The 17,218-nt window shown below is 65.5% G+C and carries 16 protein-coding genes and 2 tRNA genes; 14 read left to right on the forward strand and 4 right to left on the reverse strand.

What is annotated here, in order from left to right:
* Positions 1-20 precede the first annotated feature (20 nt).
* Entirely contained in the window at positions 21-1,133 is a 1,113-nt protein-coding gene (locus ABIB45_RS01440) for a branched-chain amino acid aminotransferase (protein WP_354214131.1), read from the forward strand.
* Positions 1,134-1,254: 121 nt separating this feature from the next.
* On the opposite strand, the gene ABIB45_RS01445 is transcribed toward ABIB45_RS01440, so the two are convergent.
* On the reverse strand, positions 1,255-1,557 hold the full coding sequence (locus ABIB45_RS01445; RefSeq protein WP_354214133.1) for a hypothetical protein: 303 nt from the start codon (positions 1,555-1,557) through the stop codon (positions 1,255-1,257).
* Between the two features lie 299 nt (positions 1,558-1,856).
* Between ABIB45_RS01445 and ABIB45_RS01450 the strand changes: the two genes are divergently transcribed.
* From ABIB45_RS01450 to ABIB45_RS01465, 4 genes are read left to right on the forward strand one after another with little or no spacing between them, the layout of a single operon-like run.
* The gene (locus tag ABIB45_RS01450) at positions 1,857-2,654 is read left to right on the forward strand and encodes an MBL fold metallo-hydrolase (RefSeq protein ID WP_354214134.1); all 798 of its coding nucleotides are present in this window, start codon (positions 1,857-1,859) and stop codon (positions 2,652-2,654) included.
* A 42-nt stretch (positions 2,655-2,696) separates the two neighbouring features.
* Entirely contained in the window at positions 2,697-3,473 is a 777-nt protein-coding gene (locus ABIB45_RS01455) for a fumarylacetoacetate hydrolase family protein (protein WP_354214135.1), read from the forward strand.
* Between the two features lie 59 nt (positions 3,474-3,532).
* Complete coding sequence (gltX, locus tag ABIB45_RS01460) at positions 3,533-5,047, forward strand: glutamate--tRNA ligase (RefSeq protein ID WP_354214137.1); 1,515 nt, start codon at positions 3,533-3,535, stop codon at positions 5,045-5,047.
* The gene (locus ABIB45_RS01465; RefSeq protein WP_354214139.1) at positions 5,047-5,787 is read left to right on the forward strand and encodes an HAD family hydrolase; all 741 of its coding nucleotides are present in this window, start codon (positions 5,047-5,049) and stop codon (positions 5,785-5,787) included. Before gltX ends, ABIB45_RS01465 begins: the two co-directional genes overlap by 1 nt.
* A gap of 270 nt (positions 5,788-6,057) precedes the next feature.
* On the opposite strand, the gene ABIB45_RS01470 is transcribed toward ABIB45_RS01465, so the two are convergent.
* Positions 6,058-6,363: a hypothetical protein gene (locus tag ABIB45_RS01470; protein WP_354214140.1), complete on the reverse strand. Its 306-nt coding sequence runs from the start codon at positions 6,361-6,363 to the stop codon at positions 6,058-6,060.
* Positions 6,364-6,529: 166 nt separating this feature from the next.
* Between ABIB45_RS01470 and ABIB45_RS01475 the strand changes: the two genes are divergently transcribed.
* From ABIB45_RS01475 to ABIB45_RS01490, 4 genes are all read left to right on the forward strand, one after another.
* Positions 6,530-6,601: transfer RNA gene (locus ABIB45_RS01475), tRNA-Gln, on the forward strand.
* 144 nt (positions 6,602-6,745) lie between these two features.
* A tRNA-Glu gene (locus ABIB45_RS01480) sits at positions 6,746-6,818 on the forward strand.
* 200 nt (positions 6,819-7,018) lie between these two features.
* The gene (locus ABIB45_RS01485) at positions 7,019-8,734 is read left to right on the forward strand and encodes a dynamin family protein (RefSeq protein WP_502914517.1); all 1,716 of its coding nucleotides are present in this window, start codon (positions 7,019-7,021) and stop codon (positions 8,732-8,734) included.
* Positions 8,731-10,347: a GTPase gene (locus ABIB45_RS01490; protein WP_354214142.1), complete on the forward strand. Its 1,617-nt coding sequence runs from the start codon at positions 8,731-8,733 to the stop codon at positions 10,345-10,347. Before ABIB45_RS01485 ends, ABIB45_RS01490 begins: the two co-directional genes overlap by 4 nt.
* Before the next feature lie 6 nt (positions 10,348-10,353).
* Here ABIB45_RS01490 and ABIB45_RS01495 read toward each other — a convergent pair whose 3' ends face one another.
* Positions 10,354-10,893: a DUF1697 domain-containing protein gene (locus tag ABIB45_RS01495; protein ID WP_354214144.1), complete on the reverse strand. Its 540-nt coding sequence runs from the start codon at positions 10,891-10,893 to the stop codon at positions 10,354-10,356.
* A 79-nt stretch (positions 10,894-10,972) separates the two neighbouring features.
* Positions 10,973-11,692, reverse strand: a complete 720-nt coding sequence (locus ABIB45_RS01500; protein WP_354214145.1) for an IclR family transcriptional regulator — start codon at positions 11,690-11,692, stop codon at positions 10,973-10,975.
* Positions 11,693-11,805: 113 nt separating this feature from the next.
* On the opposite strand from ABIB45_RS01500, the gene leuC reads away from it, so the two are divergent.
* From leuC to ABIB45_RS01525, 5 genes are all read left to right on the forward strand, one after another.
* On the forward strand, positions 11,806-13,272 hold the full coding sequence (leuC, locus tag ABIB45_RS01505) for a 3-isopropylmalate dehydratase large subunit (protein WP_354214146.1): 1,467 nt from the start codon (positions 11,806-11,808) through the stop codon (positions 13,270-13,272).
* Positions 13,273-13,281: 9 nt separating this feature from the next.
* Positions 13,282-13,884: a 3-isopropylmalate dehydratase small subunit gene (leuD, locus tag ABIB45_RS01510; RefSeq protein WP_354214148.1), complete on the forward strand. Its 603-nt coding sequence runs from the start codon at positions 13,282-13,284 to the stop codon at positions 13,882-13,884.
* Positions 13,885-14,065: 181 nt separating this feature from the next.
* Complete coding sequence (gene murA, locus ABIB45_RS01515; protein ID WP_354214150.1) at positions 14,066-15,391, forward strand: UDP-N-acetylglucosamine 1-carboxyvinyltransferase; 1,326 nt, start codon at positions 14,066-14,068, stop codon at positions 15,389-15,391.
* 10 nt (positions 15,392-15,401) lie between these two features.
* Positions 15,402-16,169, forward strand: a complete 768-nt coding sequence (locus tag ABIB45_RS01520; protein ID WP_354214151.1) for a lysophospholipid acyltransferase family protein — start codon at positions 15,402-15,404, stop codon at positions 16,167-16,169.
* Complete coding sequence (locus tag ABIB45_RS01525; protein ID WP_354214152.1) at positions 16,166-17,218, forward strand: NAD(P)H-dependent glycerol-3-phosphate dehydrogenase; 1,053 nt, start codon at positions 16,166-16,168, stop codon at positions 17,216-17,218. The genes ABIB45_RS01520 and ABIB45_RS01525 overlap by 4 nt, the downstream gene beginning before the upstream one ends.

The raw sequence follows: 17,218 nt of genomic DNA on the forward strand, positions 1-17,218 counted from the left end.
CGGCCGATCGCGGAGGAACCATGACTCAGACTGCCCATGGCGTCGAATTTAACCAGCAGCCCTCGGCAACCCCGAAGTCAGCTGACGAGCGTGCAGCTATCCTGGCGAACCCGGGATTTGGCAACTACTTCACCGACCACACAGCCGTGGTGGACTACTCGGTCGACGAACAGGGCGCCGGTGGCTGGCACAACCCGCGCATCGAAGCGTACGGGCCCATCACCCTGGACCCGTCGGCAGCAGTGCTTCACTACGGCCAGGAGATTTTTGAAGGCCTCAAGGCCTACCGCCACGGCGACGGGTCCGTCTGGACGTTCCGGCCCGAGGCGAACGCGGCCCGGCTGAACAAGTCGGCCCGCCGGCTGGCGCTGCCAGAGCTCCCCGTTGAGTACTTCCTGGGCGCCATCCGGGAGCTCGTGGCCGCCGACAAAGAATGGGTTCCTGCCGGCGACGGCGAGGCCCTTTACCTGCGCCCGTTCATGATCGCCACCGAGGCGTTCCTGGGTGTCCGGGCCGCACGCGAAGTCTCCTTCCGCGTGATCGCTTCGCCCGCCGGCAACTATTTTGGCGGCGAGCTGAAGCCGGTTTCGATCTGGATTTCCCGCGAATACGCCCGAGCGGGCCGCGGCGGCACCGGCGCAGCTAAGTGCGGCGGCAACTATGCCGCCTCGCTGATCGCCCAGCAGGAAGCAGAAGCCAACGGCTGCAAGCAGGTGCTCTTCCTGGATCACTTCAACGACGACGCCGTGGAAGAACTCGGCGGTATGAACGTGTTCTTCGTAATGAAGGACGGATCACTGGCCACTCCCGCGCTCACCGGCACTATTCTGGAGGGCGTCACACGTTCCTCAGTGATGCAGGTGGCCAAGGATATGGGCCGTAACGTGGCTGAGCGCAAGATCACCCTGGCCGAATGGCGCGACGGCGTGGCCTCGGGCGAGATCGCCGAGGTCTTTGCCTGCGGCACCGCGGCGGTGATCACTCCCATTGGCGTCCTGAAGGATGTCACCGAGTTCATCGGCTCCGAGGATGCGAAGGCGGGGGAGACCACCATGGCCATCCGCGAACAGCTCCTGGGCATCCAGACCGGAACCGTGCCGGACCGGCACGGCTGGCTGACGCGGCTCGCCTGAATACCTGCGACGCCTGATTCCTGCAACGCCTGATTCCTGGAACGCGGGGTCACTTTTCGCCCAATATCCCTGTCGGGATGGGCGCAAAGTGACCCCGCGTTGTTTTCAGCGCCGGGCTGTTTTAGCGCCGGGCGGCCTTGCGGGCTGCGTTCTTGAGCGCTTTGCGGGAGACAGGCTTCAGGGCCTTGCGTGCGGCTTCGTCGGCCACGGCGCGGTTGCGGCGGGCATCGATGAGGTCGTTCCAGGGCGCGGTGGCGAACGCGCCGCCATCCTGGGCATAAACGTCATAGGGGTAGTCGGCAAAGACCGACGGCGTGCTGCCGCCTGAGGGCATGTCCTTCCCGGTTATCTCGGCGACGGCGTCGGCCACAGCCCAGGTCCGGGTCAGGTGCCTGGTCAGGTTCCTGGACGAAGATGTTCGCATCACTGGCTGCGGCGGCGCGCTTCACGAGTGACTCCAGCTCTCCGGTGAGCGAACGGGTCGCCACCTTTTCCACCAGCGGTGAACCCGATTTGAGGTCCTCAGCGAGAGCATCGACTTCCTCGGGCCAATCGGTGGTTTCACGGTACTTCTTCCACGTGGGGAACCAGACGATGGCGCCCGTCGCGTTGTTATGGATGTGCTGAAGGCCCTTGTTTTCCTCCGTTGTTCACCAGCCACAACCTGCCGGGGGACCTGACTTATTCTGCGCTCCGCCGGCAGTGGGATGCGAGGATAGTGCCGTGAACCCGATTCCCAGCGGCGGCTTCCGGCCCTCCAGCACCCTGACAGCGTCCCTCCTGGCACCCAACCCCGGACCGATGAGCCTGGACGGTACCAACTCCTACGTGATCTCGGCAGGCGGAGCCAGCGCTTCTGTGGTGGTGGATCCGGGGCCGTTTGACGCCGCCCACCTCCGGCTGCTGGCTGACGTGGGCCGGGTGGAGTTGATCCTGGTGACGCACCGGCACGCAGACCATACGGCGGGTTCGCTACGGCTCCATGAGCTAACTGGCGCCCCCGTCCGGGCGTCGGATCCCCGCCACTGCCATGGTGGCGGCCAACCGCTGCAGGATGGTGAAACCATCCAGGCTGCCGGTGTGTCCATCAAGGTCCTGGCCACGCCGGGCCACACCTCGGATTCCGTGTGCTTCCACCTCCCCGACGACGGCGCGCACGGCTCCGTGCTGACCGGCGACACCATCCTGGGCCGCGGGACCACCATGTTGGACTACCCGGATGGCACACTGGGGGATTACCTCGCGTCCCTGGACCGGCTGGAGGTTCTCGGCCAGGCCACCGTTCTGCCGGCGCACGGCGCAGTGCTACCGTCCCTTGAAGTTGTCACCGCTGCCTACCGTGCACACCGCCTCGAGAGGCTGGGGCAGATCCGGGAAGCGCTGGAACGGCTTGGCCGGGATGCGGCCGTGGCGGCGGTGGCAGACGCCGTCTACGTCCACGTGGAACCGTCCGTCCGGCGGGCGGCCGAAATGTCAGTCGCCGCCCAGCTTGATTACCTGCGCGGACGGCCGGAGGACTGACCGGAGCCAAGGGGAACCGGTCAAGACTGTAGGCTGGGAACCATGCGTATCGCCCGGTTTGTAGTCGATTCTGGTCCCCTCTACGGCGTTGTTGAAGGTGAGCCCGGCAGTGAGGAGATCACTGTCATCAACGGCGACCCCTTCTTCAATGGAGTGGAGCGGACCCACGTCAAGCACAAGCTCGAAGATGTCCGGCTGCTGGCCCCCATCATTCCGCGCAGCAAGGTAATCGGCGTCGGCCGCAACTTCGTGGAACACGCGGCCGAACTTGGCAACGAAGTACCGGCCCAGCCCCTGCTGTTCCTCAAGCCCAACACCGCAGTTGTGGGGCCGAACGATCCCATCGTGCTGCCGGACTTTTCCGAGGAGGTCTCCTTCGAGGCCGAGCTGTGCGTCGTCATCGGCCGGATCTGCAAGGACGTTCCGGAAGAGCGCGTTGATGACGTGATTTTCGGCTACACCTGCGGCAATGACCTCACGGCCCGCGACGTCCAGAAAACGGACCTGCAGTGGGCCCGTGCCAAGGGCTTCGACACCTCAGCACCGCTGGGCCCGTGGATCGAAACCGAACTGGATACCGAGGACCTGGCCATCCAGGGCCGCCTCAACGGCGAACTGCGGCAGGACGGCAGCACCAGCCAGATGATCCGCGGCGTCCGCGAAATCGTCTCCATCGTCTCGCAGGCCTTTACGCTGCTGCCCGGCGATGTCATCATGACCGGCACCCCCGCCGGCGTGGGGCTGGTGCAGGCCGGCGACCGCTTCGAAGTGGAAATCGAAGGTATCGGACGCCTGTCCAACCCCGTCGTCCGGCGCTAGCAGGACGCGCCTGGCCCGGGCAGTGGCACTCCGCGGCAAGCGGTAAAGTTGAAGCCACTATGACTACTGCTTCTGCGTCGACTGCTGCCTCCGTCCTGTCCGTCACTGCCGATACTCCGGTGCGCGTCCGGTTCTGCCCCTCGCCTACTGGAACACCGCACGTAGGCCTCATCCGGACAGCCCTGTTCAATTGGGCCCACGCCAAGCACACCAAGGGCACGTTCGTGTTCCGGATCGAGGATACGGACGCGGCACGGGACTCGGAAGAGAGCTACCAGCAGTTGCTGGAGGCCCTGAAGTGGCTGGGGATCACCTGGGAAGAGGGTGTGGAGGTCGGGGGTCCGCACGAGCCTTACCGGCAGTCGCAGCGGCTTGACCTCTACAAGGACGTCGTCGCGAAGCTCCTTGCCGCCGGTTACGCCTACGAATGCTATTCCTCCCCGGAGGAAGTGGAGGCACGTCACCGGGCCGCGGGCCGCGACCCCAAGCTCGGCTACGACAACTTCGACCGCAAACTCAGCGAAGCGCAACTCGCGGCCTTCAAGGCCGATGGCCGCAAGCCCGTCCTGCGGGTCCGGATGCCGGACGAGGACGTGGTGTTCACCGACCTGGTCCGGGGCGAGATCACATTCAAAGCCGGAAGCATTCCGGACTACGTCATCGTCCGCGCTGACGGGTCGCCGCTGTACACGCTCGTCAACCCCGTGGACGACGCCCTGATGGGTATCACCCACGTCCTGCGCGGTGAGGATCTCCTTTCCTCCACACCCCGCCAGGTAGTGCTCATCCGCTACCTTATCGCCATCAGTGTGGCCAGCTACCTGCCACACTTTGGCCACCTCCCGTACGTTATGGGTGAGGGCAATAAGAAGCTGTCCAAGCGTGACCCGGAGTCCAACCTTTTCCTGCTGCGTGACCGTGGGTTCATCCCCGAGGGCCTGCTGAACTACCTGTCGCTGCTGGGCTGGAGCCTGTCGGCAGATGAGGACATCTTCACCGTGGACCAACTGATTGAAAACTTCGATGTCCAGGATGTCCTGGCGAACCCGGCGCGGTTCGACATCAAGAAGGCGGAGGCCATCAACGGCACGCACATCCGCATGCTCAATCCGGAAGACTTCCGTTCCCGGCTTGTGCCGTACCTGCGGACCGCCGGCTTCGTCGGGGAGCAGCTCACGGCACGGGAGGAGCAGATCCTCACGGAAGCTGCACCCCTCATCCAGGAACGCGTGACCCTGCTGGGCGAAGCACCGGAGATGCTCGGCTTCCTGTTCAAGTCCGACGATGCAATCGACGTCGCCGATGACGCCAGGAAGGGGCTGCCGGCTAACCTGACCGAAGTCCTGGACGCTTCCCTGGCCGCCCTTGAACCTGTCCAGGACTGGACCCCGGAGAACATCCAGGCGGCCCTGAAGGAGGCGCTCGTGGAGGACCTCGGCCTCAAGCCCCGGCTGGCATTCGGGCCGGTGCGCACTGCCATTTCCGGACGCCGCATCTCACCGCCGCTGTTCGAATCCATGGTGATCCTGGGCAAGGACTCGTCCCTGAGCCGGCTCCGCACCTTCCGCGGCTGATGACGGTCACCGGCACGGCGGCGGCTGACGGGGTCCTGAAGACACGCTTCGGGACCATCAGGGGTGTCCTCTTCGACATCGATGACACCCTTGTGGACCTCGAATATGCCATGACCACCGCCCTGCGCGAGGTCAGCGAACACCTGCTCCCGGGTATGGACCAGACCGGGTGGCAGCGTTTCGGCAGGATCTTCACGCACGAAACAACGCACTTCTACAACAGGTACCTCGCGGGCGAACTGACGTTCAACGACCAGCGCCTGCTGCGGGGCCGGGCCGCCCTGGGCCACTTCGGAGTGGACCTCGCCGACGGCGAAGAGTCGCACCGGTGGTTGACGGCGTACAGCCAGCTGCAGCCTTCCTATGTCCGGGCTTTTGAGGACGCGCTTCCGCTTCTGGACCTGCTGGATACTGCCGGCATCCCCTACGGTGCGGTCAGCAACAACGTGCACGACTACCAGCGCGCGAAGCTCGACGGCGCCGGGCTGGCGCGCATTACACGCCTGGTGGGTACAGACACCGTAGGCGTGGCCAAGCCTGAGCCCGCGATCTATCTCGAAGGCGTCCGTCTCCTGGGGACCGCTCCGGCGGAGACACTCTATGTGGGGGACAACAGGCTGCTGGATGCTGAAGGTTCGACGGCGGCAGGACTGGTGGGTGTCTGGCTCAACAGGGCGGGGGAGACTGTGCCGGCGTTTAAGGGTCACGAGGTCAGGTCGCTGGCGCAGCTCCTGGCGTAGCTTCCCGCCTAACCTGCGGCCGGCACCCTTCGCAGGATCCCCCTTGATGCAGGCGTTCAAAGTCGTGGTTCCGTCTGCCATCGCGACCGCGCTCATAAGACCGGGACGGTCGGGGTTGCCCGGAACACCGTCCATGCCGGTCCGGATCTGGGCCGAACCGGCGGCGAGCAGTTCGGTTCCCAACACCACACCCTGGTCCGGGTCGCGGCTGTTGAGCTTGTTACCCAGCGTGGCGAAGCAGGCAGTGAGGCGGCCCGTTGCCGCCTGCAGCTACGCCGCGCCATCGTTGAGCTTCCCGGCGCCGGCCTGAAGGACGGAGGTCCAGGCGTCGAGCTTGTGGGCGCAGCCGGAGATTTTGGCGATCCTATCCTTGACGGCGGCAAGCGGAACCGCGCCCTGCAGCGGATCCGAAGCGGCCGCCTCAGCCAGCTCGAGGGCCTGCTCGAGGGCGGCGGTGCCGGTGCCTGCCTCGGGGGAATTGTTCGCACCCCGGGAGCTTTTCAGCTGTCCCGCTCGGGCGGCCAGATCGCCAGTCCCGGAGACCAGCCGGGCAGCACCGGCGTCCACGCCTGACAAGGATTCGGCAGTGGCTCGGCGGCCCCGGGGGCCCGGCGCCGTGGCGTGTGACGGCCGGTTCAGCGGCTCGATTTGTGCCAGCCCAAACTCTCAGGTAAAGTAATTTCTCGTGCTGAGGGGCACGGAGCGCGGGTTGAGGCCTGAAACTCCGGCCCAAAAGTGTCATTGGGATATGGTGTAATTGGCAACACTACGGTTTCTGGTACCGTCATTCTAGGTTCGAGTCCTGGTATCCCAGCTCTGGTTTGAGCGCTGAACATGCACTGATAACCAGGCGTTTCAAGCCGGCCCGCCGATTTGAAACACCCGCTGAGTCTATGAAGTACTGACTCAGCATTCCGGCCAGAAGCCGGTTGGAAGCGCGAGTTTCCTGGAAGTACGCGGCCCCATCGTATAGCGGCCTAGTACGCTGCCCTCTCACGGCGGTAACGCGGGTTCGAATCCCGCTGGGGTCACAAGATAACGGTCCCGGGCATCAGCCCGGGGCCGTTTTTGTTTTGATCGGCTCACGCCGCGGCTGAAGCGCCGGTTGAACTGGCATGATGATGCTGTGACCTCCGCCGACGGTTTTACATCACCACCACCCCCGCCCCGGCCGCCCCGAGCGCCGGGCGGCCAGCCTGGCCGCCCGGCGGACCAGTCCGTGCTGGCCGCTGTGGGCCTGCTGGAGGTGGTGCGTGAGGATCTTTCCGCCGTGGCACTGCCGCTCGCACTGGCGAATGTTGGGCAGGCCCGGATGGAAGTCCGGAACGCCGTCGCCCAACTGGACGATTACATCCTGCCGCGATACCGAAGCCTGCACGCCCCGCTGCTCGCCGTCGTCGGGGGTTCCACAGGCGCCGGCAAGTCAACGCTGGTGAACGCGCTCGTGGGGCACCCCGTCACCCGCTCCGGGGCTATCAGGCCCACCACCAGGCAACCCATTCTCCTGCACCATCCTGCCGATGCCGGCTGGTTCGAAGGCCAGCGGGTGCTGCCCACCCTCAACCGGATCCGGGGCACCATCTCCGCGGAGCCCGTCCCGGCGAGCCAGGCAGGTGCAACACCGGACGCGGAGGCCATTTCCTCGCTCGTGCTGGTGGCCGATCGGGCAGCCCCGCAGGGCATTGCGCTGCTGGACGCTCCGGACGTCGACTCCATTTCGGACGACAACCGCAGGCTGGCCGGGCAGCTGCTGGCCGCCGCGGACCTCTGGGTCTTTGTCACCACAGCAAACCGCTACGCGGATGCGGTTCCCTGGAAGCTGCTCCTGGACGCGTCGTCGCGGGACATTATGGTTGCCGTGGTGCTGGACCGGGTACCGGCAGATGCGGAAGCCGAAGTCAGCGCCGATCTCCGCACGTTGCTGCAGAAAGAAGGACTGGGGAGTGCCGGGCTGTTCATCGTGCCTGAGACGGACCTCGACGGCCTCGGCATGCTGCCGCAGCAGTCGGTGGAGCCGCTGCGGGTCTGGCTGCAGGAACTTGCCGCAGACGCGGCAGGACGGTCGGAGATTGCCCGCCGGACGCTCAACGGAACGGTCAAGGCCTTGGCTGGCCGCGTCGGCACAGTGTCGGCGGCTGTCCACGAGCAGGAGAACGCAGCGGCCACGCTAAGGTCCGGTGCCGTGGCGGCCTACCGCGATGCCGTTACCCGGATTCTGGGCGCCACGAAGGACGGCGCGCTGCTCCGCGGCGAAGTGCTGGCGCGCTGGCAGGACTTTGTCGGCACGGGGGAGTTCTTCCGGACCCTGGAGCAGAACATCGGGCGGCTGCGTGACCGGGTGGGAGCGTTCTTCCGGGGCGAGCCGACCCCTGCCATCCGGGTTGAGGTGGCCATCGAATCGGGCCTGCACGCCGTCATCCTGGACGAAGCCGCCAACGCGGGCGAGGAGACGGACCAGCGGTGGCGCTCGGACCCGGCCGGCCGGCAGCTTCTGGGCACCGACGATCTGTCCGGAACCAGCGCCGGTTTTGCGGACGTGACGGCAGCGGAAATCAGGGCGTGGCAGACCGGCCTGATGGAGCTGATCCGCACCGAGGGGCAAGGTAAGCGCACCCAGGCCAGGTGGCTCTCATTTGGCATCAACGGGCTGGGCGTCGCGCTGATGATCGTGGTTTTTTCCATGACCGCAGGCCTCACCGGGCTGGAGATCGGTGTGGCGGGCGGCACCGCCGTCGTGGGCCAAAAACTGCTGGAAGCCGTATTCGGTGAGGACGCGGTCCGCCGGCTGGCCCGGACGGCGCGGGATGACCTCCACGAGCGCTGCCAACGGTTGCTGCAGGCCGAGCAGCAGAAGTTCCTCGAACGGCTCCCGGCGGGCGGCACGGACACCTCCCGTGTCCTGGCAGACCATGCCGCTGCCCTCGCGCGGCTGGCAAACCACACATGAGCCGCCATAGCGTTGCCCGCGACGCGTCGCAGCTGGACCGTCGGCTCGCAGCACTCAATGATGCCCGGGAATTGGCAGAAGGCGTATTGCCCGATGCTGCTTTGGAGGACGTGTTCCTGCGCCTCGAACGGGCAAGCTCCCGGCGGTCCCTGTCCGCGGATCACACCGTGGTGGGCTTCTTCGGTGCCACCGGCAGTGGCAAGTCGTCACTGTTCAATGCGGTCAGTGGTACTCAAATCGCGACGGCGGCGGCCCGCCGGCCCACCACATCGGAACCTTTGGCGGGTGTTTGGGGAGCGGACGGCAGCGAGCCCCTGCTGGATTGGCTGGAAGTGCGAAACAGGCATCATGCCGTTCCAGTCACAGGTTTCGCGGACGAGGGCACGGGCCTGATTCTGCTGGACCTGCCGGACTTTGACTCCACCCGGGCGGCCAACCGCGAGATCGTGGAGCGCATGGTGGGCCTTGTTGATGTCCTGGTCTGGGTGTTGGACCCGCAGAAATACGCCGACGCAGCAGTTCACAACGACTTCCTGACACCTCTGGCTGCGCACGGAGCCGTGACCCTGGTGGTGCTGAACCAGGTGGACAGGCTGCCCGAAAGGGACGTCCAGCCTGTTCTGGCCTCCCTCAGGGGGATCCTGGCCCGCGACGGGCTGGGCAAAGTGCAGGTGCTGGGCGCATCCGCGCTCAAGGGCACCGGCGTGGATGAGGTTCGGGGCGCCATCCGAGGCGTGGTGACGCAGCGGCAGGCGCTCTCACAACGGCTCGGTGCTGACGTATCGCGGGCCTCACAACAACTCAGGGACGTCTCCGGCGTTGGCGAAGCGGCCGGCGTGAGGCCAGCGTCAACATCCCGGCTCACCGGTGAGCTGGCCACGGCGGCGAATGCGCCCCTTGTGGTGGATGCCGTGGCTACGTCCTACCGGCTGGAATCGACGCGGCGCACCGGCTGGCCGGTGACGCGGTGGCTGCTGCGCTTCAGATCCGATCCCTTGCGGCGACTTAACCTGAAGAGTTCGGCCCCATCCCAACTCAACCGCACCTCGCTCCCGGCCGCCGGCGCCCCGGAGCGGGCCCGCACGGATGCTGCGGTCCGGGAGTTCGCGGACGCTGCCAGCGAGGGTGCCCCGGGACCGTGGCGGGCGGCCATCCGCGGCGCGGCCCGCGAAGGCCGGGAGTCGCTGCCGGATGCCCTTGACCAAGCCATCGCCGGAACGGACCTGATAACCTTCCGGAAATCGTGGTGGTGGGGCGTCTTCAATGTGGTCCAGTGGCTGGCGCTGGCAGTAGTGGTTGGTGGCCTGGGCTGGCTTGGCGTGCTGGCAGGGCTTGGGTACCTCCAGATGCCTGTCCCGGAGGTACCTCGCATTGACGGTTGGCCTGTTCCTACGCTCATGATTGCAAGCGGTGTGGTGCTGGGAATCTTCCTGGCCACAACCGGGAGGTTCATCGGTGCGGGGGCCGCGAGGGCGCGGGCGGCCAGGGCACGGAAACGCCTCAGGGCTGCAGTGGGCGAAGTGGCCCGTGAACTGGTGGTGGAGCCGGTGGAAGTCGAGGTGACCAGGCTCAGTTCCTTCAATGCGGCGCTGAAGGCCGCAGGCGGAACGTGAAGGCACCTAGGAGAGGGATGCGGCGGCGTCCCTTACCTTGATCATGGTGCGCAGGTTCCGGGTGGTGGTGCTTGTCTTGAACTTCGCCTTGGCAGAGATCTTGCTGAAAGGACTGTCCAGTGTCCCGCCCACCGGCGCGAGCCAGGCCAGGGCCTCCGGGCCGAGCCGCTTCTGCTCCGAGCCTTCGAGTGCTGCCCCGGCTGTGTCCAGCTCGTCGAGCCTGGCGGTGTCAGAGGCGAGGGTGATGTACGTGTGCGTGGCCGTGTCGTCCTCCGGATAGGGGCAGGCATCGACCAGTTCGGCCACACGTTCTGCGGTCAGAACAACCACCCAAGCGTCGTAGCCGAAGCTGTCCCGCAGGCATTTTTCGAACTTCTGCTTGACCGCTGCAGGGTTTTCCCCGCTGGCGAGCACCACGTTTCCGCTGGCCAGGAGGGTCCTGACACCGGCGAACCCGGCAGACGCGAGGGCATCCTTCAGCGCTGCCATTTTGATGTTGATCCCGCCAACGTTGATGCCGCGGAGAAAGACTGCGTAGCTGTTCATGCGGACAGCATAGCCATGGCGTGCAGGGTGTGGATGGCGCCGGCGGCCTATCCGGGGAGGAGCGTGTCTGCAGTTTGCGTCAGTCGCTGGTCTTACGCAGCGCCTCGGTCAGGAGCCGCCCGGCGTTGCAGACCACCTCGGCATGGAGGCGGCCCGGCTGGCGCGTCAGGCGTTCGATCGGCCCGGAGATCGAGACGGCGGCGATGACCCGGCCGGACGGTCCCCGGACGGGGGCCGAGACCGACGCAACCCCGGGCTCACGTTCGCCGAGGCTCTGTCCCCAGCCCCGCCGTCGTACGCCTGCCAGGACCGTGGGCGTAAAGCGGGCGGCCTGCAGTCCCTCCAGTAGCCGGTCATGGTCTTCCCAGGCCAGCAGCACCTGCGCGGCCGAACCTGCCTTCATGGACAGTTGCGTGCCCACGGGGATGGTGTCGCGAAGGCCGATGGGGCGTTCAGCGGACGCGACGCAGACGCGCCAATCGCCCTGGCGCCGGAAGATCTGGGAGCTTTCGCCGGTGGCGTCCCGCAGTTGCATCAGGATGGGCCCGGCAGAGGCAATGAGCCGGTCCTCGCCAGCGGCGGACGCGAGCTCCACGAGGCGGCTGCCGAGGACAAACCTGCCCTGGATGTCCCGGCTGACCAGGCGGTGGTGGATCAGGGCCAGGGCAAGCCTGTGGACCGTAGGCCTCGCCAGCCCTGTGGCGGCCACCAGCTGTGCCAGCGTGGTGGGCCCGGCCTCCAATGCGTCAAGCACATGGGCCGCTTTATCAATGACGCCGACTCCACTAGAATTGTCCATGTAATGATATTGACGTCTCATTATCTGAGATGCAAATCTTTTGAGTGGCATATTGCCCGGCCCTGCTGGTTCAGTGGAGCTTAACAGCCAAACAGCAGTGAAGGGAGATGGCCGTGGCAAAGACACTGGCCGAGAAAGTCTGGGACGCGCACGTGGTGCGCAAGGGCGACGGCGAGGGAGCTAACGCCCAGCCCGATCTTCTCTTCATTGATCTCCACCTTGTCCATGAGGTCACCTCCCCGCAGGCATTCGAGGGCCTGCGGCTGACCGGCCGCAAGCTGCGGCGCCCTGATCTGACAATTGCCACCGAGGACCACAACACTCCCACGCTGGACATCGACAAGCCCATTGCTGATCTCACCAGCCGCACCCAGATCCAGACCCTGCGCAACAACTGCGCCGAGTTCGGCGTCCGGCTGCACTCACTTGGCGATGCCGAGCAGGGCATTGTGCACGTTGTGGGCCCCCAGCTGGGCCTGACCCAGCCCGGCATGACTGTGGTCTGCGGCGACTCCCATACCTCCACTCACGGTGCTTTCGGTGCCCTTGCCATGGGTATCGGCACGTCCGAGGTGGAGCACGTCATGGCCACCCAGACGCTGTCCTTGAAGCCGTTCAAGACCATGGCCATCAACGTTGAAGGCACGCTGCGTCCGGGCGTCACTGCCAAGGACATCATCCTCGCGGTAATTGCCAAGATCGGCACCGGCGGCGGCCAGGGCTACGTCCTGGAATACCGTGGTTCCGCCATCCGCGCGCTGTCCATGGAAGCCCGGATGACCATCTGCAACATGTCCATCGAGGCCGGCGCCCGCGCCGGCCTGGTGGCCCCGGACCAGACCACATACGACTACATGTTCGGCCGCCCGCACGCGCCCCAGGGAGCGGACTGGGATGCCGCCGTCGAATACTGGAATACGCTGCGTACCGACGACGACGCCACCTTCGACGTACAGGTTGACCTGGACGCCGACACACTGGAGCCCTTTGTTACCTGGGGCACCAACCCCGGCCAGGGTGTTTCGCTCTCTGCATCAGTTCCGTCGCCGGAGGATTTCGGCGATGAGAACGCAAAGGCTGCCGCCGAGCGCGCCCTGCAGTACATGGGCCTGACGGCGGGCACACCCATGAAGGACATCCGGGTGGATACCGTCTTCCTGGGTTCCTGCACCAACTCACGCATGGAGGACCTCCGGGCTGCTGCGGACATCATCCGCGGGCGGCAGAAGGACCCGAATATCCGGATGCTGGTTGTCCCCGGCTCGGCCCGCGTGCGGCTTGAAGCCGAAGCCGAGGGCCTGGACAAGGTCTTCAAGGACTTCGGGGCGGAGTGGCGCTTCGCCGGCTGCTCCATGTGCCTGGGCATGAACCCGGACCAACTCGAGGTGGGGGAGCGTTGCGCGTCAACTTCAAACCGCAACTTCGAAGGCCGGCAGGGCAAGGGTGGACGCACGCACCTTGTCTCGCCAGTAGTGGCAGCTGCCACGGCCATCCGCGGCACGCTGAGCTCGCCGTCGGACCTAGACCCCGACCCGGTGGCAGGCCGTGTCGAAGCCCAATCAGTAACCGACGCAGCCTAGGAGACCGCCATGGAAAAGTTCACCACGCACACGGGCATCGGCGTCCCGCTGCGCCAGAGCAACGTTGACACGGACCAGATCATCCCGGCCGTATACCTCAAGCGGATCACCCGCACCGGCTTTGAAGACGCGCTCTTCTCCGCCTGGCGCAAGGATCCTGCCTTCATCCTCAACCAGGCGCCGTTCAACGCCGGCTCGGTACTCGTCGCAGGTCCGGACTTCGGCACCGGGTCCTCCCGCGAGCACGCCGTTTGGGCGCTGAAGGACTATGGCTTCAAAACCGTCCTCTCGTCCCGGTTCGCTGACATTTTCCGCGGCAACTCAGGCAAGCAGGGCCTCCTGGCCGCCGAGTTGGCCCAGGATGACATCGAGCTGATCTGGAAAGAGCTCGAGAACGCCCCGGGCACCGAAGTCACTGTTGATCTGGTCTCCAAGACGGTCAGCTGCGGCAACATCGTGGCGCCGTTCGAGATCGACGACTACACCCGCTGGCGGCTCCTCGAAGGCCTCGATGACATCGGCCTGACGCTCCAGCACGAAGAGGACATCACGGCCTACGAAGCCACCCGGCCGGCCTTCAAACCCACCACGCTGCCGGCCCGGCTTTCCTAAACACCCGCGGAGCCTGCAACGCGGGGTCACCTACCCGTCTTGGCCCCTGGTGTGGGCCGAAAGGGACCCCGCGTTTGTTTGATGGCGGCACGGCGTATTTCGGTTCGGTAACGCGACCTCCTATGCTTAGCTGGAGCCTTTGCAAGGATTTTGGGGCGAGTAATCGTAAGGAAACCGGTATATGAGTAGTGTTCTGACAATCCGCGGCGGAGTCCCGCTTACAGGCCGCGTCAGCGTCCGGGGGGCCAAGAACCTTGTCCCCAAGGCGATGGTGGCCGCATTGCTGGGCAACGAACCGTCGGTGTTGCGGAACGTTCCGGAAATCAAGGACGTGGAGGTTGTTACCTCCCTTCTGCAGTTGCACGGAGTGACGGTTGAAAAGGATCCCGTGAGCGGTGACCTGACCCTGGATCCGACGTCGGCCAAAACTGCCCCGAGCACGGCGATCGATGCCCATGCGGGCGATTCGCGGATCCCCATCCTGCTCTGCGGACCGCTCATCCACGCCATCGGTGAAGCCTTCATCCCGGACCTGGGCGGTTGCAAGATCGGCGACAGGCCCATCGACTACCACCTCAACGTACTGCGCCAGTTTGGCGCGGTCGTTGAGAAGCGGCCGGGCGGCATCCACATTTCCGCCCCGAGGGGCCTGCAGGGCGCCAAGATCTCACTGCCCTATCCTTCCGTGGGCGCTACGGAGCAGGTACTGCTCAGTGCCACCCGGGCCGAAGGAATCACGGAACTCTCCGGTGCAGCCACGGAACCGGAAATCATCGACCTTATTGCCGTGCTGCAGAAGATGGGCGCCATCATCAGCGTCCAGACGGACCGCACCATCCGCATCGAGGGAGTCAAAGACCTTGGCGGCTACAACCACCGGGCACTCTCGGACCGCAACGAATCGGCGTCGTGGGCCTCGGCCGCGTTGGTCACCCGTGGCGACATTTTTGTTGAAGGCGCCTCGCAGCGGGACATGATGACGTTCCTGAACACCTACCGGAAGGTTGGCGGCGGCATGGACATCGGCGAGGACGGCATCCGCTTCTACCACCGCGGCGGCAAGCTCAATCCGCTGGTCCTGGAAACAGATGTCCACCCCGGCTTCATGACCGACTGGCAGCAGCCGCTGGTGGTGGCCCTGACGCAGGCCGAGGGGGTTTCGATCGTGCACGAGACTGTTTACGAAAACAGGTTCGGCTTCACCGATGCGCTCATCCGGATGGGCGCAAGCATCCAGGTGCACCGTGAGTGCCTCGGCAGTGTGCCGTGCCGATTTGGCCAGCGAAACTTCCTCCACTCGGCCGTCATCTCCGGTCCCACCCAGCTCAAGGGCACGGACATTGATGTTCCGGACCTGCGCGGCGGCTTCAGCCACCTGATCGCTGCGCTTGCCGCCACCGGCACGTCACGCGTGACCGGGATCGACATTATCAACCGTGGTTATGAACGGTTTACTGAAAAGCTGGCCGGCCTCGGCGCCGACTTCGATATCTCCTCGACAAAGTAGCGGTGGACACGTGAAGGAAACGGCCAAGAGCCAGGCCACGTTTGTTGTGGTGGCAGCCATTGTGCGCACCGTCCTTAACGGCATGATGAACAAGAAGTGGGAGGGCCTGGAAAACCTTCCCGCGGGCGGTTTTATTGCCGCGCCCAACCACTGCACGGAAATCGACCCGCTCATCGTGGGGCACCTGCTGTACAACCAGAAGCGCGCGCCCCACTTCCTGGCCAAAGCCGGGCTCTTTAAAGTGCCGGTCGTCGGCGCCATCCTGCGCACCACCCGCCAGATCCCGGTGGAACGCTCGACGGCGGGAGCGAACCGCTCGCTGCTGCTCGCCCAGGAGATCGTGGCCGATGGCGGTGCCATCATCATCTACCCCGAGGGGACGCTCACCCGCGATCCGGACCTGTGGCCGATGAAGGGCCATACCGGCGCGGCCCGCCTCGCCCTTGAAGGGGGAATTCCCGTGGTGCCGATCGCGCATTGGGGCGCCCACGAGGTGTTCCCGCGCTATGCGAAGCGCTTCCATCTTTTCCCGCGCAAAACGTCGCGTGTGGTGGTGGGGAAACCCGTGGACCTCAGCCCCTTTACGGGCAGGCCGCTGGACAAAGCGACGCTGACCGCTGCCACTGAGGCCATCATGGATGCCGTGACTGATCTGCTGGCCGGTATCCGGGGCGAAGAACGCCCGGCCGAGCGCTGGGATCCGGCCAAGAACAACCAAACCACGCATGGCCGCTTCGTTGACCGGAAACGGCCTGATGACGCGGCGGACGCCACGTGACGGATGACAGGACCCGTCCAGGCTCGGCCCGGTCTGTCGCCGTCCTGGGAGCAGGCTCCTGGGGGACCACATTCGCGAAAATCCTCGCGGACGCTGCCAGTGCAGCCGGCGTGGAGCGCAGCATCAGACTGTGGGGCCGGCGCAGCGAGGTGGTGGAAGAGATCAACGCATCCCACCGCAACGTGCAGTATTTGAAGGACACGGTGCTGCCATCCAGCATCACGGCCTCCATGGACGTGCGTGCCGTCCTGTCCGGCGCCGACCTGGTGGTCCTGGCCGTACCGGCCCAGTCCCTGCGCCTGCAGCTCCGCGAATGGAAGCCGCTGATCGCACCAGACGCAGTGGTGGTGTCCCTGATGAAGGGTCTGGAACTGGGTACCGATGCGCGCATGAGCGAGGTCATCAGCGACGAACTGGGGATCCCCGAAAGCCGGATTGCCGTGGTTTCGGGTCCCAACCTCGCCATGGAAATCGCCCGTGAGGAACCAACGGCGTCCGTGGTGGCGTGCACCGACGACATGACTGCAGGCTGGATCGCCCGGAGCTGCACTGCCCCCTACTTCCGGCCGTACACCACGGGCGATGTGGTGGGCGTCGAGATCGGTGGCATCGTCAAGAACGTCATAGCGCTGGCTGTCGGTATTTGTGAGGGCAAGCAGATGGGGGACAACACCAAGGCGTCCGTCATCACCAGGGGACTGGCGGAAACGTCCAGGCTGGCCCTTGCGCTCGGCGGTGACGCCCGGACCATGGCCGGACTGGCCGGACTTGGGGACCTGGTGGCCACCTGCTCCTCGCCGCTGTCCCGAAACCATACGGCCGGCCGGATGCTGGGCCAGGGGCTTACGCTTGATGAGCTGGCACTGAAGATGACCCAGACCGCCGAAGGCATCAAATCGGGCCAAGCTGTGAATGACCTGGCGGGGAAGCTGGGAGTCGACATGCCCATCACCGCTGCCGTTGTGGCCGTCCTGGCCGGGAAACTGTCCGTTAACCAACTGGGGCCTCTCTTGCTGTCCCGGGACCTGAAACCTGAAGGCGACTACTGA

This window comes from Arthrobacter sp. UYCo732 (genome assembly GCF_040547265.1).
In the GTDB taxonomy this organism is placed as follows: Bacteria; Actinomycetota; Actinomycetes; order Actinomycetales; family Micrococcaceae; genus Arthrobacter.